Below are 18,464 nucleotides of genomic sequence, written 5' to 3'. Positions count from 1 at the left end.
CGGACACTTCGTATTCTTCATGTAGTTTGACTCGGATTTGTTCTGCATTGAGTGGACTTGTATTGACCCAATCTAGGATTTTCGCCTGATAGTCTGAGATCAATGTATTGGGCCGACCTGAGCGATGGCCTTCTTTAATCGATTCAAACTCATACAATTCCCAACGTCGGCGTTGTAGCCTTATGGTTTCTGGGATACGTTCTTGTAGAGTGGCAACTTCCGCAACACTTTTACCTTCAGAAAGCCAGAGAATAGTTTGGGCACGTTGTCTTTCACGCCAATGTTTTGCATGCTTGGCCAGAAAAATGAGTCGTTCTCGCTGTTCTAAACTAAGTGGTACAGAAACAATTCGAGGCATGTGTGAACATCTGTTAACTAAAAAAACTTTTTCGCATGATTAGTTATTTTTGTCAACTTAATATTGTAAATCTAAATGGTGCTGTGCTTTTTGAATCAAATATAAACGCGAGGCGATGCTACTAAAGGCATCATTTAGAGAAAGATACGCTGTTAAATTTTGGGATAAATGTGCATCAATTTCCTGACCATTCAGCCAATGATCTACATAATGCTCAACAGGGCTATCTTTGCTCGCTTGATTCATCGGTAAACTGCATCCTGTCAGTAAAATAGCGAAAAAAGCCAACATTCCAAGCCAGTAACAAGGTCTTTGGATCTTCATGATTATTCTTAAGTCATTCTGTATTTATACATGGAGATTATCCTCATGTTAATGCTTGAAACTCTGAATAGAAAGAGGGTATTGTGAGAGTCTGTTGATATTTTATAAATAGCTTGCGAGATATCTCTCTCACATCGCAAACATAGACGAATTGTCAGCAGCCCCTTATCATCTGTTAATGTATTTTTTAGGGATAATTTGCTCATGAAATCACGTGCAGCCGTCGCATTCGGCCCAGGTCAGCCGCTTGAAATTGTTGAAATTGATGTTGCACCGCCGCAGGCTGGAGAAGTCTTGGTCAAAATTACCCACACAGGGGTATGCCATACCGATGCATTTACCTTATCGGGTGAAGATCCTGAAGGTGTTTTCCCTGCAGTTCTTGGGCATGAAGGTGCAGGTATTGTGGTTGAAGTTGGTGAGGGTGTGACCAGTGTTCAACCAGGCGATCATGTGATTCCGCTTTACACAGCAGAATGTGGCGAATGTTTATTCTGTAAATCTGGTAAAACCAACCTATGCGTTTCCGTACGTGCGACACAAGGTAAAGGTTTAATGCCTGATGGCACGACACGTTTTTCTTATAATGGACAACCGATTTATCACTACATGGGCTGTTCAACCTTTAGTGAATATACGGTAGTTGCTGAAGTATCTTTAGCAAAAATTAATCCTGAAGCCAATCATGAGCAAGTTTGCTTATTAGGTTGCGGTGTTACAACTGGTTTAGGTGCAGTTAAAAATACTGCAAAAGTCCAAGAAGGCGATACCGTTGCGGTATTTGGCTTAGGTGGTATTGGTTTAGCAGTTGTGCAAGGTGCGCATAAAGCCAAAGCCAGCCGTATTATCGCCATTGATACCAACCCAGAGAAATTCAAATTGGCAGAACAATTTGGTGCAACCGAATTCTTAAATCCAAAAGATTATGACCGCCCAATTCAGGAAGTCATTGTTGAAAAAACAGGTTGGGGCGTAGATCATTCTTTTGAATGTATTGGAAATACCAATGTGATGCGTTCCGCTTTGGAATGTGCGCATCGTGGTTGGGGACAATCCATTATTATTGGTGTTGCAGGTGCAGGTCAGGAAATTTCAACTCGTCCATTCCAATTGGTGACAGGTCGTACTTGGAAAGGAACTGCGTTTGGTGGTGTAAAAGGTCGTTCGCAATTGCCAGGCATGGTTGAAGAAGCCATGAAGGGTGATATTCAACTCGAACCATTTGTAACGCACACCATGGGGCTAGACCAAATTAATGAAGCCTTTGATTTAATGCATGAGGGTAAATCTATTCGTAGTGTGATTCATTTTGATCAATGATGAGTAACGCGCTTAAATAAAGACCCAACAAAAACCAAGCTTCGGCTTGGTTTTTTTAACCCCTGGATTCGCTAAAACAGCAGCTTAATTTTAATAAATACATCCAATAAAAATTATTTTACAAAAAGGATTGCCAAACGGAACAATACAGCGTATTTTAATTTTAACAGCTCATTTTTTGATGAAAACAAGATGTTAAAGCAACCTTTAATCGCAAACGCTTACTATTACTTTTGGCAGTTTCAATGATTGCCTGAGTCGCGTTCGGGCAAAAGGTTGCCCACCAGTTGATACCTGATCGGCAACCCTGATCAGGTTTTTTTATGTCTGGTGTTTTGAATTTTATAGGTTTTTCGGAGATTTAATCATGTACAACGTTAATTATTCATACTTTAGCAACTTTTATTGGTTTTACTTTAGTCAATCTATGACTCAAACCTTGCAATCCATTAGACCCATAACGCTGAAATAAATGATCGGACTGTAAAAAAGAGAAACAGTCCAAAGGAACAGACCAATGAATGCTTTAAATACTGCTTTACAACAACAGACCAACAATACTGAAATTAGTTTAAGTTTACCGCATCAACTCAAAGCGCAACTCCCACTTTCATCTGCGCTAAAACAACAAATCGCACAACATCGACAAATTATTCAGAACATTTTAGCGGGCACAGACCCTCGCTTATTGGTCATTACAGGACCTTGTTCAATTCATGATCCGCAAGCAGCACTCGAATATGCAGAAAAATTAAAACAATTACAAAGCCAAGTTTCAGATCAAATTTTCTTGGTGATGCGCGCCTATATCGAAAAGCCACGTACTACGGTAGGCTGGAAAGGCTTTTTGTATGACCCAGACTTAGATAGCTCTGCAAACATGCAATTAGGCTTAGAAAAATCACGTGAACTGTATCTACAAATTATAGAAATGGGTTTACCAATTGCTTCTGAAATTTTAAGCCCAATGGCAACGGGATATTTTGATGATGTACTGGCTTGGGGTGCAATTGGCGCACGTACCAGTGAATCACAAATTCACCGTGAAATTTCTAGCGCCATGCCGTATAGCATTGGTTTCAAAAACGGAACTGATGGCTCAATTCAAATTGCATTAGATGCAATTCAATCGGCAAGTCATCCACATCAATTCATGGGAATGAGCCAGTCGGGTTTACCTGCTATTTTGTCATCACAAGGTAATCCACACGCGCATTTAATTTTACGTGGCGCAAATTCAGGGCCAAATTATCAATTGGCAGAAATTGAGAAAATTCAGCACAAAGCCAAAGGGCAGTTGCCTGCATTGATTATTGACTGTAGTCACGGTAACAGCCATAAAGACCCACAACAACAACCGCAAGTCTTGCGTACCATTGTGGCAGAACGTGAACAGACGCAAGTCCGTGGCATCATGTTAGAAAGTCATTTGGTGGATGGAAATCAAAAGATTTCTTGCGAGATGACTTATGGTCAATCTGTTACCGATGGCTGCTTGGGTTGGGATAAGACTGAACAACTGCTTATTGAGGTCGCTGAAAGCTTAAATCGTCAGGTTTTGGCTAAAACTGCATAAAAAATAAAACTCCAGAAACCCAAAAAACCTGAAATTTCAGGTTTTTTGGGTGGGAGAGTATTTAAAAATCAACTCTTCTTAGATTAGTTTTTAAAATAACAATTCTTTTGCTGCTATTAAAAACTAAGCCTGAATATCTGCATTAGGTTGTTTAGCCACAACAAATTTATAGAAAATTAAACTGATTAAGGTCACAACAGCACAGAGCAAATACGCTGCGGTATAGTCATAACCCGCAATAATCCAACCTAGAATTAACGCGCCTAAGGCGATACCAATATCGTAACAACAAAAATACGTAGATGTGGCATGACCAATACGATCTTTAGGGGAGCGTTGAATTGAAATGGTTTGCAGGCAAGGTTGGGCAGACCCGAACCCTACACCAATTAATGCAGCAGCCAACATAAAACCGAATACACTGTGTACCTGACTCAAGACAATTAATCCTAAAGCAAATAATATAATTGCAGGATAAATCACATAACTCGCCCCTTTACGATCATAAATTTTGCCTGTAATTGGGCGCAAAATCATCATCGAAACTGCAAATATCACGAAGAATAAACTCGCATAAGACAGCATATTGCGTGATTCTGCAAAGGTGGAAATAAATGACATAATACTGGCATACGCGAAAGAAACCATCATCGCCATGAGTGATACAGGAATTGCTTTTTTCTCTACAAAATCTTGAAGCCCTAATTTACGTTTAGGTGTTGTTTCAGTTTTTACTTTTTGGGTCGCAATTGGAATCATTAAACAGAAGGCGAAACCTACCCAAACACTGACGGATAGTAAGGTAGAAATACTGGCATAAGAAACACTTTGAATCAGACTTAAACCAATTAAAGGTCCCAATACAATCCCTAAATTTACTGACACCAAAAAATAGCCCATACCTTCACCTTTGCGACTGTCTGGAATAAAGTTATTGGCAATAGGGACGGTAACTGTGGTGACAATGCTGAACCAAATCCCATGTAAAAAACGCAGTACGAGTAGAAACAGTAAACTATCTACAAAAATGTATGCCACGCTACACAGACAAAACATGATTTCAGAAACATATAAGGTTTTCTTTACACCAAATTTTTCAATAATCAAACCGCTAAATGGGCGAATCGCGATTGCAGATAACATAAACAAAGTCATGGCTAAACCTGCCTGTGACAAGCTACCACCCAACTCATTCACAATATAAATAGGCAAAATTGTCGTTTGCGCAAAATAAAATATGAATAAGAACAAGTTATTGAATAAGCAGAGAATAAACGACTTATTCCATAAATGTTCGACATTTATAGCTGACATAACTTAAACCTATATATGGTGAGTGGAGTAGCGTGCAATGTGTACTTTGTTATACAGATGCTTTGTTATTGGAAGTCATCACACCGCGAGATCATGCAAAAAATAATAAACCCATTTATGTGAAAAGTACAGCTATTCAATAAAATTAAACTTAAAATTAGATTTTAATGAAATTATTTTAATTATTTTATCAAATAAAGATAATTAGGTTTATTTTCTAAAGTTGCAATACAAAAAAATCAGCCGAAGCTGATTTCTTTGAATTTGAGCGATTAAACGCTGCAAATTTAAGGCTTATAAGCCAGATTCATAGTCTGCACTTGATAAAAGCTGTTCTACATCTGCCATATTGTCTGGTTTGATTTTATAAATCCAGCCTTTGCCATACGGTTCATCATTCACAAAATCAGGGTCATCTTCTAAATTGCTATTCACTTCAACTACTTCGCCTGAAACAGGGGCGTGAATATCTGAAGCTGTTTTAACAGACTCAACCACACCTGCTTGTTCACCCGCAATTACTTTTTGACCAACTTCAGGTGCTTCTACATAGACCAAATCGCCTAAAGCATCTTGTGCATGGTCTGAAATACCTGTGACGATCAAATCACCTTCAATACGCACCCATTCATGTGTTCTTGCATATTTTAATTCAGCAGGGTGATTCATTTGATAACTCCTTAAATTGTATCGAATCTTTTTGCCATGTTTTATACATGCTTTTTGCCAAAAACAAAAGTTTATAAATACGGATCTTTACGCCAATTGCTCGGACTGCGTCCACTCCAGCGTTTAAAAGCACGACTAAAATTAGCCACATCGCTATAACCCAATTCATCGGCAATTTGTTCTAGCGTGTAGTCTGTACGGGAAAGCAGGGAAGTTGCATGCCGATAACGTACTTCATCGACCAAGTTTGAAAATGAAGTACCTTCTGCAGCCAGTTGACGTTTGAGTGTGCGGTCGGACATGTGTAGATAGTCGGCAACATTTTCAATGCTTAAATAATGCTGTTCTGCGTGGGTTAAAATATCACGTACTCGCATAGAAATGCGGCGACGTTCACCTAAAGCAGAAAGTTCGGCTTCACATTGATTAATCGCAATTTGACTGGCAATAGGATCGGCATTAATCATTTTTAAGCCTAGATATTGCTTGTCAAAACTTAAACCTAAATACGGCTGATCAAAACGGAATTGATGATAAGGAAATTTCGCAAAATATTGATCAAAACCCGCAGGTTTTGGGAAGTCAAAATCGACTTCGCCCGTAAAGTGTTCTGTACCTGTCATGGCTTTACTCATGGTGATCATGCCAATAATTAAAGCGATAGCGATTTCTGTGCGTAAAGGTTCCATGTGAATATCACACTGCAATTGCAGACTGGCTTTTTCACCAAAAGTTGAGAAAAACAATTGTAAAAAGGGCATACGCAGTTGAATAAAACGATTGGCTAAAATCAACGCATCACTAATTTCATGCGCAGTCATAATCGCATAGCCAATAAAGCCATGAATGGAAATGCGCATTTGCGTACCAAGATGATAACCGAGCGTCGATTCGCCTGTAAGTTTTAAAGCATGTTTAACCAACTCATTGGCAATAGGTGTAGGAATACGACATTCTGGGTCTGCCAACATTTCGCTATTGAGTTGAAATGGTGCAAATAAGGTATCTGCGTTATAACCCCAACGGGATACAACATCCAAAACCAATAAGCCATAAACCCCTGGAACACCTTGTTCCTGACGTGCTGATATTGTTTTCATGCATGTTCCATTGCATTTGCTAATTTTATTTTAATTTGCCTTAGCGACTGTCATCTATGCATATCTTAGTTTGCCAAACGGCGACATAAGAACGTAGATGACATATTGCATCTTGGCATGAAAATTAAAGAAATTCTATGGAAATTGTTAGACAAAACAGGCTTTGACTATATGCGATAAATCTGCATTTCATCAAAGCCTGAGTTACAGCAAAGTTGCTGGAGATGCTAATTTTTATCAGTCGATGGTTTTACGATTTTATCTTGTTCAATTAAAAAACCACCTGTTTGACGCTGCCAAAGTTGTGCATAAATTCCGTTCATAGCCACCAGTTCATCATGCGTACCTTGTTCTGCAATACGTCCTTGATCGAGCACAATTAAACGATCCATTTGTGCAATGGTAGATAGTCTGTGTGCAATCGCGATTACAGTTTTACCTTGCATGAGTTCATCGAGGCTCGATTGAATTGCCGCTTCAACCTCAGAGTCGAGCGCACTGGTGGCTTCATCTAAAATTAAAATAGGTGCATCTTTTAAGAAAACACGGGCAATGGCAATACGTTGACGTTGTCCGCCTGAAAGTTTAACACCTCGTTCTCCCACGTAGGCTTCATAGCCTTTTTTGCCACGTAAATCGGTCAATTGTGGAATAAATTCCTCGGCTTTAGCTTTGCGTACTGCTTCAAACATTTCTGCATCAGTGGCGTCAGGTCGCCCATATTTAATATTTTCAGCCACAGTACGATGTAATAATGAAGTATCTTGAGTCACAAGTGCAATATTTTTACGCAAACTGTCTTGGGTCACATCCTCAATATTTTGCCCATCAATCATAATTGAGCCGTGTTTGAGTTCATAAAAATGCAAGAGCATTTGAATTAAGGTCGATTTACCTGCACCTGAGCGTCCCACAATACCAATTTTTTCGCCTGCACCAATATGCAGATTAAACTGGTCAATCACGTTTTTACTGTTATAAGCAAAACTTACATCTTTAAACTGAATTTCGCCTTGAGTAACTTGTAATGGCTTCGCATCGGCTTTATCTTGTATCGCAATTGGACGTCCAAGAGTTTTCATACCGTCTTGAATGGTGCCGACATTTTCAAACAGGGCAGAGGTCTGCCACATCATAAACTCGGCAATACTGTTGAGTTTAAGAATCATGGCTGTGGTGGCTGCAATAATCCCCAATTCTGCACGACCATTTAACCACAGCCAAATTGCAGTACCTAAAACGCCTACATACAACACCACGCTCAGTAAATTGATGCTGATTTCATATTGAGCGCCCAAACGCATTTGTTTATAAACCGTCACCATAAATTCTTGCATAGATGCTTTGGCGTATTGGCTTTCACGACCTGCATGCGCAAACAATTTTACGGTTTGGATATTGGTATAAGCATCGGTCACACGTCCTGTCATCACTGCACGTGCATCGGCTTGTTCATTAGATACTTTGCTCAAACGCGGAATAAAATAAGCTGCTGCAAGAATAAATAAAGCCAACCATAGCAATAACGGCAAAATGAGCATTGGAGAAATTGCGCCCAATACCAGACTAATCGTAATAAAGTAAATGAATACATAGGCAAGCATATCGCCCAAAATGACCCAAAACTCACGTACTGCTAAGGCGGTTTGCATGACTTTGGCAGAGAGTCTTCCTGCAAAATCATTATGGAAAAAATCCAGACTTTGTTGCAACATTAAATTGTGGAAACGCCAACGCAAACGCATTGGAAAACCACTGTATAACATTTGATGCTTCACAATTGACTGCGCACTGGCAAAAAAGATATTGGCCAATAAAATACAAAACAGCAAAGTAAGGTTCTGCTGATGTTGCGCAAGGAAAGTACCTGGCTGACTTTGACTAAGCCATGTGACTAAATCGCCAATTTTTGCATATAGCAAAGCTTCAAAGCTGGCAGCGCCTGCAGTACATAAAACCAATAACAATAAATATGGACGTACACCTGAAGCTGCTTGCCAAACAAAGGCAAAAAACGTGGTTGGCAAGGGTTCGGTCAAACCTTTATTTGGATAAGGATCTATAAGTTTCTCGAACCACTTGAGCATACGATATTACCTTGATGACTAAACTTAAATTTAACGACATACAAAATTAAAAGAATTAAAAACAAGTGCTTGGGATAAAACCAAGGGTATTCACCTGAATTTTCATAACGAATAACACTCCAACTTGTAGAGCTAGTTTACGCCATAACACAGCAAATGTTGAAAGAAGAAATATAGATGGTTAATTTGCATACAAAACCATGTCGAAGATTCACTTTTATGCATAAAGCTGCAACGCATCAAAATTCATCTACCCATAAAAAGCGTATTGGTTCACATTTTTAATGATATTTCATCGAACCAATAGCATATAAATATTTAATTTTTATGAAAAATTTATTTAAACTCAACATTGATTGCTATAATCACGCCCATTTTTAGCACAACCGTGCTGTAAATTGGTTTTAAGTTGATATTTTTATGATGCGTAACTTTTTAGGTGCAATTGCACTATATTTTGGATTTATTTTTCCTGTTCAAGCCATGCCATTTGATCCATTGATTGGTACATGGAAAGTCATTGATGATCATACAGGGCATTATGTTGCGGAAATTGTGATTCGTAAGAACTCTAAAACTTCGGAATATAGTGCTGTAATTACTCGAAATTTATTGTCGGTAGGCACAACTCAATTAGAGGTATGTAGCAAATGCCAAGGCAACTTAAAGAATCAGCCCATAAAAGGCATGCAGGCATTAGAAGGCTTGGTAGCAAATTCAAATCCAAAACAATTTTCGCAAGGACAATGGATTAATCCGAAAGATGGTTATGTCTATAAAATTGATGCTCAATTAAATGCGGCGAATAATCAAATGAAAGTATATGGCAAAGCCAAGAGCGCGAATGCGATTAGCACGATGACTTGGAAAAAACTTTAACAGATTGTACGGCGTATTTTTGAAGCTACTTGATTGAAAGATTGAGTAGCTTTTTATCTTTTTGTGAATGATAAGGTAAATTGAGATACCGAATACTTAAAATAACTTAATACATATCAATTACTTAATATTTATTTGTTATTCACCAATTAAAATGTCTATGCGATAAACCATTTAAAATGTCCTGTTTTTAACTGCAAGAGTCAAGAACAGGATTTAAATTTCTTTGTTCAATAACAACTTTCTGAGCTTTACGACTCGGCATACTTTTCTTGGCACGGGAACTTTTATTTTGTTTTTCCAACTCTTCATGTTGTTGCTGGATATGGGCCAGAACCGCACCTAATCTTTTATTCTCAACTACTTCAATCTGCTGCAGTCTAGCCAGTTTATTGAAAATACTGTAGTTGATCTTCCGTCCTTCGTGCATGATGGCCACAGTACCATCTGGATACTCTAAAAATGTTATGTATTGCCCAACAAGTTTGTGGTTCAGTGGTGTTGGCTCAAGCATATAAATACACTTGTCATACGTGATAGTCAGATTCTTCGTGACCTTACGCGGTTCCTGCCAGGTAAAAATATCCTCTAGCTCAGCATCAGATTCCGTTAAAGGTCGATGCAAGTTCTTCGAGTTTCTCGCACATTTGGCAAACTTCTGATTGAACTGCTCAATGAAGCAGGGCAGCCAAGCATTGGCCTCGGTAATTGAGCAGATGCCTTCCAAACGCATTTCCTTGATCAGGCGATCCTGCAGAGTTCTGTTGGCGCGTTCCACACGTCCTTTGGCCTGTGGTGAGTTGGCAAAGATAATATCGATGTTTAATTCGTTGAGAATCCTGCCAAATTGCGTGATCTGGCTGTCTTGCTTGGATTTCTGATTGACTCGAAATACTGAGTGTTTATCGCTATAAAAGGCCAAAGGCTTGCCGTATTGCTCAATGTAGGCTCGGGTTGAAAGCATATAATCAAAGGTCGTTTCGGCCTCACAAAAGCGCAGATGCAACAGCTTTCCAGTGGCATCATCAATATAAACCAACAAGCAGCATTTAGCGTCACGTCCTTCAAACCAATCGTGATATGAGCCATCAATCTGGATTAGCTCACCAAAGCAATCGCGGTTATATCGAGGTTGATATGGACGTTTCTGGCGCTTGGATCGCGGAATCCAGAGACCATTTGCAGTCATCCAGCGCCGAAGCGTTTCTACAGGGATATTCAGGTCAAACATGCTGTTGAGTTTCTCATGCGCCAAGGTGGGACCAAAGCCCAGCAGATGTTCAGAAATAATGGAAAGGCACTTTGATTTTAACAAGTCATCATGACGACGATGACCCGGTTGACCACGACTGGCATGTGCCAGACCTGAAACACCGTCTTGATTGAGCTTGTGCAATAATCGAGTAATTTGGCGTGTTGAAAGATTCAGAATTTCTGCAGCACGGACTTGTGTAATACGTTGATCTCGAACATCTTGCAGGACTGCAAGACGTTGTATTTCCTTGTCAGACATAGTGATCAGCATCTCAAGTTTATATCCAGTCCATGATGTTGATGCGCATCATAGACCAGACATTTTTATTGGTGAGAATACAGACACTTTAAATGGTTTCTAACAATACCTGTTATTCCTAAGTAGAAATGTCCTACCTAATAACCAAATAGAAATGTCCTATATGGACAATTCCAAGTCAAGCACAGGATTTAGATTTCGTTCTTTGATTGCTATTTTCTGTGCACGTCTGCTTGGCATCTTTTGAGAACGATTGCGTTTGTTTTGTTGTTCCAGTTCTTCATGCTGTTGTTGGATATGATTCAGAACAGCACCCAACCGTTTATTCTCAACAATCTCTCGCTGATTCAGCTGACTTAATTTATCGAAGAGGCTGTAATTGATCTTTCGGCCATCATGCATGAGGGCTACATTACCATCCGGGTATTCCAGGAACTCAAGATACTTACCGATCAACCTTTGATTTTCTTCGGTGTTTTCCAGGAGATATACGCATTTATCATAAGTAATCGTCAGGCTATTCGTGACTCTGCGGGGTTCACGCCAAGTAAAAATATCATCTAATTCTTCGGCTGTTTCAGTGATAGGCCGATGTAGATCCTTAGGATTAAAAGCCATCTTGGCGAACTTCTGATTGAACTGCTCAATGAAGCAGGGTAGCCAGGCATTAGCTTGCTCAATCGAGCTGATACCTTCCAGACGCATCTCCTTGATCAGACGGTCCTGAAGGGTTCTGTTGGCACGTTCCACACGGCCTTTGGCCTGTGGTGAATTGGCGAAGATGATATCGATATTCAGGGTACTGAGTACGCGTCCAAACTGGGTAATCTTGGTGTCTTTCTTGCTGCTTTGATTCACCCTGAAGACTGAATGTTTGTCGCTGTAAAATGCCAACGGCTTACCATGCTGCTCAACATACAAGCGTGTTGAAATCATATAATCAAAGGCTGATTCTGATTCACAGAAGCGTAAATGCTGCAATTTTCCTGTAGCATCATCGATAAACACCAGCAGACAGCATTTAGCAGCGCGTCCTTCAAACCAGTCATGATATGAGCCATCAATTTGGATCAGTTCACCAAAGCAATCCCGGTTGTAACGAGGCTGATACGGGCGTTTCAGGCGCTTGGATCGAGGAATCCATAAGTCAGCTGCAATCATCCAGGAACGCAGGGTTTCTACTGAAAGATCGAATCCATGTACGGTGGTGAGCTTTTCATGCGCTAAAGTGGGTCCGAAACCATGGAGTTGGTCAGAAACAATATTGAGGCACTTGAGTCTGAGTTCTTCAGGAAGTTTGGAATTGCTGATTTGGCCACGACCGGCATGGGCTAATGCAGCGGGACCTTGAGCTTTGTATTTCTGCAGTAAGCGTCTGATCTGACGTTCTGAAATATGAAGTAGCTGAGCAGCCTGGGATTGAGTTATGCGTTGATCGCAGATTTCCTGCAAGACCGACAATCGTTTAAGTTCTTTATCCGACATAGACACCAACATATCAAACCGTCCGCTAACGAAATTGCAAAAGTGCATATTCTAAAAGCGGACATTTTTACTTTGGAGAAACCGGACATTTCTATTTTGGAGTTACAATACCATTGCGCATAATCTATATTATGTTAAATAAATAACACCTGCTAATTTGTTCATTATTTCTGATATAGATTAAATCAGGTTTTATTATCTGTCAAATTAGTAATGCACTTTTATGTTTGCTTCAGTTAAATAGGTTTTCTTTAAGGTCTTATTCTATAAAAAGAAAGGTCTACATTTTAAGACACTAAATCAAATGGCAGAAGATTTTTACAAGTCGGCTGACTAGAATCTCACAAGTGAATGTCTCCTGCTATTTCAGCACACATCAATGTTAATTATGTTTAAATTTCAACCCTCCCATTTTTCAACTAGCTCAGGTTATAATGATGGCCTCCAAAAATATGGTTTATCTATTATGAATGCCTCCAATGATCCTCTACACGGCAAAAAACTTGCTGACATTTTGGATGAGTTATTGGATTACTATGGTGGCTTTGAAGGCTTAAGTCGTAAAATTGAAATTAGATGTTTTTGTATAGATCCAAGTGTTAAGTCATCATTACGGTTTTTACGTACCACACCATGGGCACGTGAAAAAGTTGAAAGCTTATATTTGTATGTCTTACGTCAAAAAGCCAAACAAAAATCGTAGCTATCAAAACTCAGCATAATATTTTATACCAAACAGTAAATTAAACTTATTGAATAGCCAATGATTTTGTAGACATCTTTTAATTAGTGGTGGACTGCCACCACTCTCCTGGCAAAATTTAGTCTATATCCCTATGGTTTATTTAAAAACTTATTTTCTATCTTTACTAGGCTGTATGATCAAAATCATACTGGCACTCAACACTGTAAATTTGAGAATGAATCTGTACGTACAGACTCATTCTCTATCGATAAAGATATTAGAAATAGCTACATAGAGTTTATTTCTAGCTTATTCAAATTAGGCTTTACTATGGATGAACAATAATTTTTACAGCAGACTCATTATTATGAATCAGCGTTTCAAAGCCTTTAGAAACAAGATCATCTAATGCAATACGTTGGGTAATAAAAGGTTCTAGATTAATCTTACCTTGCTCGACTAAACGGATGGTTTCCTGATGGTCATTGACATAAGCAATCGTTCCACGAATATCGAGCTCTTTCATGACCACACTATGCACATTAATTGTGGCAGGATGGCTCCAAATAGAAACGATAACGACTACACCAGTTGGTTTCATTGCTGCAACGAGTGTATCCATGACTTTATTGACACTACTACATTCAAAAGCGACATCTACACCGCGGTCTTCTGTAATTTTCATTACCTCAGCAACTACATCAACCTTAGATGGGTCTAGTACATAATCGGCAACACCCGCTTCTATCGCTTTTTCTTTACGTTTTGCACTCAGTTCAGTAATGATAACCGTGAGACCTTTAGCCTTTAAAATAGCAGATAAAAGTAAGCCTATTGGGCCTGCTCCACCAACCAGTGCGATATCGCCAGCTTTTGCGCCGCTTCTGACATAGGCATGATGACCGACAGATAAAGGTTCTATCAATGCTGCTTGGTCTAAAGGAATATCATTTGAAATAGGATGTACCCAACGCCGCTGAACTGCAATTTTTTCAGAAAGACCACCACCGCGTCCGCCTAAACCAATAAAGTTCATATTTTTTGATAAATGATACTTATCATTTGGGCCAGTCGGGACATCATCCGCAATAATATAGGGTTCAACTACGACATGTTGTCCAATTTGGATATCGTCTACACCCTCACCAACTGCATAAACTACGCCTGAAAATTCATGTCCCATTGTTACAGGTGCAGATTCTCCCGAAATTGGGTGTGGGTGACCACAAGGTGGAATAAAAATAGGGCCTTCCATGAATTCATGTAAATCTGTACCGCAAATACCACACCACGCAACTTGAATTCCAACTGTGCCTGGAAGTACTTTCGGTTCAGGGATATCTTCAATTCGAATATCCCCTCGGTCATAAAAACGAGCTGCTTTCATTGTGTATTCCTTATGTTGATATTAACGGTAAACCATTCCACCATCTGTCAAAATAGACTGACCTGTAATATAGTTTGCATCCTCGCTGGCTAAAAATGCAACTAATGCAGCCACGTCATCTGGTGTTTCAGCACGTCCTAAAGCAATACCATCTACATATTTTTTATACGTTTGACCAATTGGTGCACCTGTAATTTCAGAGAACCGCTGATCTATTTCGACCCACATGTCTGTACCAACAACACCCGGACAATAACTATTTACAGTAATTTTAGCACTGGCATATTCTTTAGCCGCAGCTTGCGTCAATGCACGAACTGCAAATTTAGTTGCCGAATAAACACCGAGCAAAGCAAAACCTTCATGACCTGCTATTGAGCATGCATTAATAATTTTTCCAGCCTGTTGGCGTTGTTTAAATTTATTTGCTGCGGCTTGAATCCCCCAAAGTACACCACCGACATTGATGTTCATAATTTGGTTAAATTCACTCGGCGTTACTTCTGCCAAAGCTTTGACTTGTGCAATACCTGCATTATTAATCATGATATCAAAGCCATTAAGTGTCGATTCTGCATGATTAATAGCGTCACTAATTTGTATTGGATCTGAAATATCCGCAATAAATGTGGTGGCTTTTACGCCAAAGGCTTCAACCTCTTGTTGAACAGTATTTAACTTTTCTTGGTGAAGATCGACCAATCCAATATGAACACCTTCTTGTGCTAAACGTAAGGCAATACCGCGTCCAATACCTTGTGCCGCACCCGTAATTAATGCAACTTTATTGTTTAAACCTCTAGGCATGTTGCGACTCCTTAGATATGAATTGCACGTTGCATCGCAGACAAGACCGACTCATGCATCGCCTCAGATAAAGTAGGATGAGGGAAAATGACCTGTGCTAAGCTTTCATCGGTTGCTTCTAGATATTTTGCGATCGCAAAACCTTGGATGTGTTCGGTGACTTCATGCCCAACCATGTGAGCACCCAACAATTCACCTGTTTCCTGACTAAAAATGGTTTTAACAAATCCTGCGCTATCGCCCAAAGCCAATGCCTTACCATTGGCTTGCAAAGGAAACTTACCCACATTGATATTCAAGCCCGCAGCTTTCGCTTTCTGTTCTGTCAAACCAATACTGGCCACTTGCGGATGGGTAAAAATACAGCCCGGAATTTGTGTACGATCTAAAGCATGTACATGACTTAGGCCTGCAATTTTCTCCACACAAAGAATGGCTTCATGACTGGCTTTGTGTGCCAAACACGGTGCGCCTGCGACATCACCAATTGCATAAATGCCCACTACATTGGTTTTACACCATGAGTCGACTTTAATAAAACCATTCTCAAATTCAATTCCCAAAGCTTCTAGGCCAAGATTTTCAGCATTTGGTTTCACGCCAATAGCTGAAAGCACCTTTTCAACAGTAATGATTTGTACACCTGTGGCAGTTTCAATATGACAATGTACTTGAGCCTGATCAGTTTCTATTTTTTTTACAGTCGCTTCGGTTAAAACCTGCATACCCTGCTGTTCAAATTGCTTTTGTACATACTTCGCAACCTCAATGTCTTCGCTAGGAAGAATCTGCTTTGCAATATCAACCAAGGTGACTTGGCAGCCTAAGTCTTGGTATAGGCTTGCAAACTCACTGCCTATAGCACCCGAACCAATGACTAGTAAAGATTTTGGTAATTGTTCTGGAACTAAAGCCTCTTTATAACTCCAGACCTGATAGCCATCTACAGGAATATGAGGCAAATTGGCCGCACGTGCGCCTGTTGCGACAATAATATGCGGTGCAGAAATCTGCTGTTTTTGACCATTCGCATCTGAAAGCTCTAATTGCTCTTTGGCAATAAACTGGGCTGCTGCGTTAAAAACAGTGATTTGATTTTTTTTCAATAGTTGACCGATACCTTGCACCAGTTGCTCAGAAACCTGTCTGCTATGATGGACCAGTTTTTGAATGTCAAAATCAATCGCGTTAAGAGTAAAGCCAAACTGCCCTGCATGTTTGAACTGCTGTGCAAGCGCAGCCCCGCTCAATAATGCCTTTGTTGGAATGCATCCCCAATTAAGACACACTCCGCCTAAGTGTTGTTTTTCAACGATTGCAGTTTTTAATCCCAGTTGCGCTGCGCGAATCGCAGCGACATATCCTCCAGGACCAGCACCAATAACCACAAGATCAAATTGTGTATCTGACATGGCTATTCCTCCTACACCAAAATTAATGCAGGATTTTCGACAAACTGCTTCAATGCCGATAAGAATTGAGCACCCAACGCACCATCAATGACACGATGATCACAAGACAATGTTGCGGTCACCATTTCACGAACAACAACCTCATCATTTTCAACGACAGCACGTTTCTCTGCTGCACCTAAGGCTAGAATTGCACCTTGAGGCGGGTTAATAATGGCATCAAACTGTTGAATACCAAGCATGCCTAAATTGGAAATACTGAAACTGCCCCCTTGAAACTCATCAGGTGCCAATTTTCCAGTTTTGGCACGTGTCACCAGATCACGCATATCATTGGAAATTTGCGCCAAAGATTTACGGTTCGCTGCTTTAATAATTGGCGTGATCAGTCCATTTTCGATGGCTACAGCAACCGAAATATCAGCCTGTTCAAACTGTAAAATCTGCTGATTCTCTTCATCAAACTGAACATTAACTTGTGGAACTTTAATCAGTGCAGCAGCAGCAGCTTTAATCAGCATATCGTTAATGGACAGTTTGACTTGCGGTACAGTACTGTTAATTTGCTGACGCAAAGCCTGAACCGACTCAACATTTAAGTCTATCGTTAAGCGAAAATGTGGTGCATTGCGTTTTGCCGCTTGTAGCCGTGCAGCGATTGCTTTACGCATACCATTCATAGCTACGGTGGTGAATTTTGCTGACTCTGTTGGATACGCATACTCAGTATGTTGAGCTTGTACAGGGTTTTCACGTTGATATACAGCTTCAACATCTTCCTTACAGACTCGTCCACGTGAACCCGATACACGACAATCATGCAAATTAATGCCCCATTGTTTTGCCAAACGGCGAGCAACAGGTGTTGCTAGAACATCACTATCATCTGCTTTAGATTTCGCGGCTTTCGTGCTGGCTTGATGACGTACATCTGGCCAAGAACCACCAGCAGCATGAACTGCGGCCTGAATATCTTGAACACTGATACGGCCTTCACGTCCAGAACCTGTAATCTGAGCCAAGTTTACATTATGCTTTTCAGCCAATTTCAAGGCATGTGGCGTTGCAAAAATATCATCGCTTTGTTGGTAGCCTTGTAACTCATCAGGAATAGAATATCCGCCCTGAGTCACCGCTTTTGATCCATTACCAACACTGTTCTGTTTAGGAGCAGCTTGTACTTTGGTTTCAACTTGAGCCACATCGACTTTTTCAGGAACCGCTGCTACCGCTTTATTTTCAGTTACAGCAGGTGTTCCACCTAAGGACTGTGCAAATGCTTCAACTTCTGCATCGGAAACTTGGGCGTCTGCACAAATTGCAATGACTCCTCCTACGACAAGGGTATCACCATCTTTAGCAATAATTTTTCGTAGCAAGCCATCGAAAGGCGCTTCTAGAACATTGACGATTTTTGTGGTTTCAATTTCACAAATTTCCTGTCCTTTACTAAATTGCGTACCTTCCTGAATCAGCCATTGGGCAATCGTGCCCTCTTCCATGGACAAACCCCATTTTGGGATTTCTAAGGTTTTAATTTCGCTCATC

General features: G+C 40.1%; 16 protein-coding genes. 4 read left to right on the top strand and 12 right to left on the bottom strand.

The features are described from left to right. The coding region (locus FTV28_RS10960) for a helix-turn-helix domain-containing protein (RefSeq protein WP_179990466.1) at positions 1 to 358 on the bottom strand (358 nt) is incomplete at its 3' end. 57 nt (positions 359 to 415) lie between these two features. Beyond that, complete coding sequence (locus tag FTV28_RS10955) at positions 416 to 604, bottom strand: hypothetical protein (protein WP_218944943.1); 189 nt, start codon at positions 602 to 604, stop codon at positions 416 to 418. A 282-nt stretch (positions 605 to 886) separates the two neighbouring features. Between FTV28_RS10955 and FTV28_RS10950 the strand changes: the two genes are divergently transcribed. Then, a complete protein-coding gene (locus FTV28_RS10950) occupies positions 887 to 2,002 on the top strand; it encodes an S-(hydroxymethyl)glutathione dehydrogenase/class III alcohol dehydrogenase (protein ID WP_004973720.1) in 1,116 nt (371 codons plus the stop codon). 517 nt (positions 2,003 to 2,519) lie between these two features. Further along, positions 2,520 to 3,578 (top strand): 3-deoxy-7-phosphoheptulonate synthase, encoded by a 1,059-nt coding sequence (locus tag FTV28_RS10945; protein ID WP_179990464.1) that lies wholly within the window; start codon positions 2,520 to 2,522, stop codon positions 3,576 to 3,578. 123 nt (positions 3,579 to 3,701) lie between these two features. On the opposite strand, the gene FTV28_RS10940 is transcribed toward FTV28_RS10945, so the two are convergent. The 4 genes from FTV28_RS10940 to FTV28_RS10925 all read right to left on the bottom strand — a co-directional run bounded on the left by FTV28_RS10940 (position 3,702) and on the right by FTV28_RS10925 (position 8,748). Then, positions 3,702 to 4,892 (bottom strand): MFS transporter, encoded by a 1,191-nt coding sequence (locus tag FTV28_RS10940; RefSeq protein WP_131261381.1) that lies wholly within the window; start codon positions 4,890 to 4,892, stop codon positions 3,702 to 3,704. Positions 4,893 to 5,186: 294 nt separating this feature from the next. Further along, on the bottom strand, positions 5,187 to 5,561 hold the full coding sequence (gene gcvH, locus FTV28_RS10935) for a glycine cleavage system protein GcvH (RefSeq protein WP_104851960.1): 375 nt from the start codon (positions 5,559 to 5,561) through the stop codon (positions 5,187 to 5,189). Between the two features lie 71 nt (positions 5,562 to 5,632). After that, a complete protein-coding gene (locus FTV28_RS10930; RefSeq protein ID WP_096902549.1) occupies positions 5,633 to 6,661 on the bottom strand; it encodes an AraC family transcriptional regulator in 1,029 nt (342 codons plus the stop codon). Positions 6,662 to 6,888: 227 nt separating this feature from the next. After that, positions 6,889 to 8,748, bottom strand: a complete 1,860-nt coding sequence (locus tag FTV28_RS10925) for an ABC transporter ATP-binding protein (RefSeq protein WP_131261380.1) — start codon at positions 8,746 to 8,748, stop codon at positions 6,889 to 6,891. Positions 8,749 to 9,168: 420 nt separating this feature from the next. Here FTV28_RS10925 and FTV28_RS10920 point away from each other — a divergent pair, with 420 nt between their 5' ends. Next, positions 9,169 to 9,627: a DUF2147 domain-containing protein gene (locus FTV28_RS10920; RefSeq protein ID WP_096902547.1), complete on the top strand. Its 459-nt coding sequence runs from the start codon at positions 9,169 to 9,171 to the stop codon at positions 9,625 to 9,627. Positions 9,628 to 9,817: 190 nt separating this feature from the next. Here the strand turns inward: FTV28_RS10920 and FTV28_RS10915 are convergent, their stop codons facing one another. Next, positions 9,818 to 11,152, bottom strand: coding sequence for an ISNCY family transposase (locus FTV28_RS10915; protein ID WP_179990462.1), 1,335 nt, complete (start codon positions 11,150 to 11,152; stop codon positions 9,818 to 9,820). 147 nt (positions 11,153 to 11,299) lie between these two features. Continuing rightward, entirely contained in the window at positions 11,300 to 12,625 is a 1,326-nt protein-coding gene (locus FTV28_RS10910) for an ISNCY family transposase (protein WP_179990460.1), read from the bottom strand. Positions 12,626 to 13,091: 466 nt separating this feature from the next. Here FTV28_RS10910 and FTV28_RS10905 point away from each other — a divergent pair, with 466 nt between their 5' ends. After that, complete coding sequence (locus FTV28_RS10905) at positions 13,092 to 13,328, top strand: VF530 family DNA-binding protein (RefSeq protein WP_003651786.1); 237 nt, start codon at positions 13,092 to 13,094, stop codon at positions 13,326 to 13,328. Between the two features lie 310 nt (positions 13,329 to 13,638). On the opposite strand, the gene FTV28_RS10900 is transcribed toward FTV28_RS10905, so the two are convergent. From FTV28_RS10900 to FTV28_RS10885, 4 genes are read right to left on the bottom strand one after another with little or no spacing between them, the layout of a single operon-like run. Beyond that, a complete protein-coding gene (locus FTV28_RS10900) occupies positions 13,639 to 14,697 on the bottom strand; it encodes a 2,3-butanediol dehydrogenase (protein ID WP_004281883.1) in 1,059 nt (352 codons plus the stop codon). A 21-nt stretch (positions 14,698 to 14,718) separates the two neighbouring features. Then, on the bottom strand, positions 14,719 to 15,504 hold the full coding sequence (locus tag FTV28_RS10895) for an acetoin reductase (RefSeq protein ID WP_075166716.1): 786 nt from the start codon (positions 15,502 to 15,504) through the stop codon (positions 14,719 to 14,721). An 11-nt stretch (positions 15,505 to 15,515) separates the two neighbouring features. Continuing rightward, complete coding sequence (lpdA, locus tag FTV28_RS10890) at positions 15,516 to 16,916, bottom strand: dihydrolipoyl dehydrogenase (RefSeq protein WP_131261969.1); 1,401 nt, start codon at positions 16,914 to 16,916, stop codon at positions 15,516 to 15,518. Between the two features lie 11 nt (positions 16,917 to 16,927). Beyond that, on the bottom strand, positions 16,928 to 18,463 hold the full coding sequence (locus tag FTV28_RS10885) for a 2-oxo acid dehydrogenase subunit E2 (protein WP_131261970.1): 1,536 nt from the start codon (positions 18,461 to 18,463) through the stop codon (positions 16,928 to 16,930). Position 18,464: the final 1 nt, after the last annotated feature.

This window comes from Acinetobacter sp. YH12252, assembly GCF_013417365.1.
Lineage (GTDB): Bacteria > Pseudomonadota > Gammaproteobacteria > Pseudomonadales > Moraxellaceae > Acinetobacter > Acinetobacter towneri.
This window is presented reverse-complemented; position numbering and strand designations above follow the sequence as displayed.

Bases quoted from the DNA above. Each gene is read 5' to 3' on its own strand.
- FTV28_RS10955 (WP_218944943.1), bottom strand. From the start codon at position 604: ATGAATCAAGCGAGCAAAGATAGCCCTGTTGAGCATTATGTAGATCAT.
- FTV28_RS10950 (WP_004973720.1), top strand. From the start codon at position 887: ATGAAATCACGTGCAGCCGTCGCATTCGGCCCAGGTCAGCCGCTTGAA.
- FTV28_RS10945 (WP_179990464.1), top strand. From the start codon at position 2,520: ATGAATGCTTTAAATACTGCTTTACAACAACAGACCAACAATACTGAA.
- FTV28_RS10940 (WP_131261381.1), bottom strand. From the start codon at position 4,892: ATGTCAGCTATAAATGTCGAACATTTATGGAATAAGTCGTTTATTCTC.
- gcvH (WP_104851960.1), bottom strand. From the start codon at position 5,561: ATGAATCACCCTGCTGAATTAAAATATGCAAGAACACATGAATGGGTG.
- FTV28_RS10930 (WP_096902549.1), bottom strand. From the start codon at position 6,661: ATGAAAACAATATCAGCACGTCAGGAACAAGGTGTTCCAGGGGTTTAT.
- FTV28_RS10925 (WP_131261380.1), bottom strand. From the start codon at position 8,748: ATGCTCAAGTGGTTCGAGAAACTTATAGATCCTTATCCAAATAAAGGT.
- FTV28_RS10920 (WP_096902547.1), top strand. From the start codon at position 9,169: ATGATGCGTAACTTTTTAGGTGCAATTGCACTATATTTTGGATTTATT.
- FTV28_RS10915 (WP_179990462.1), bottom strand. From the start codon at position 11,152: ATGCTGATCACTATGTCTGACAAGGAAATACAACGTCTTGCAGTCCTG.
- FTV28_RS10910 (WP_179990460.1), bottom strand. From the start codon at position 12,625: ATGTCGGATAAAGAACTTAAACGATTGTCGGTCTTGCAGGAAATCTGC.
- FTV28_RS10905 (WP_003651786.1), top strand. From the start codon at position 13,092: ATGAATGCCTCCAATGATCCTCTACACGGCAAAAAACTTGCTGACATT.
- FTV28_RS10900 (WP_004281883.1), bottom strand. From the start codon at position 14,697: ATGAAAGCAGCTCGTTTTTATGACCGAGGGGATATTCGAATTGAAGAT.
- FTV28_RS10895 (WP_075166716.1), bottom strand. From the start codon at position 15,504: ATGCCTAGAGGTTTAAACAATAAAGTTGCATTAATTACGGGTGCGGCA.
- lpdA (WP_131261969.1), bottom strand. From the start codon at position 16,916: ATGTCAGATACACAATTTGATCTTGTGGTTATTGGTGCTGGTCCTGGA.
- FTV28_RS10885 (WP_131261970.1), bottom strand. From the start codon at position 18,463: ATGAGCGAAATTAAAACCTTAGAAATCCCAAAATGGGGTTTGTCCATG.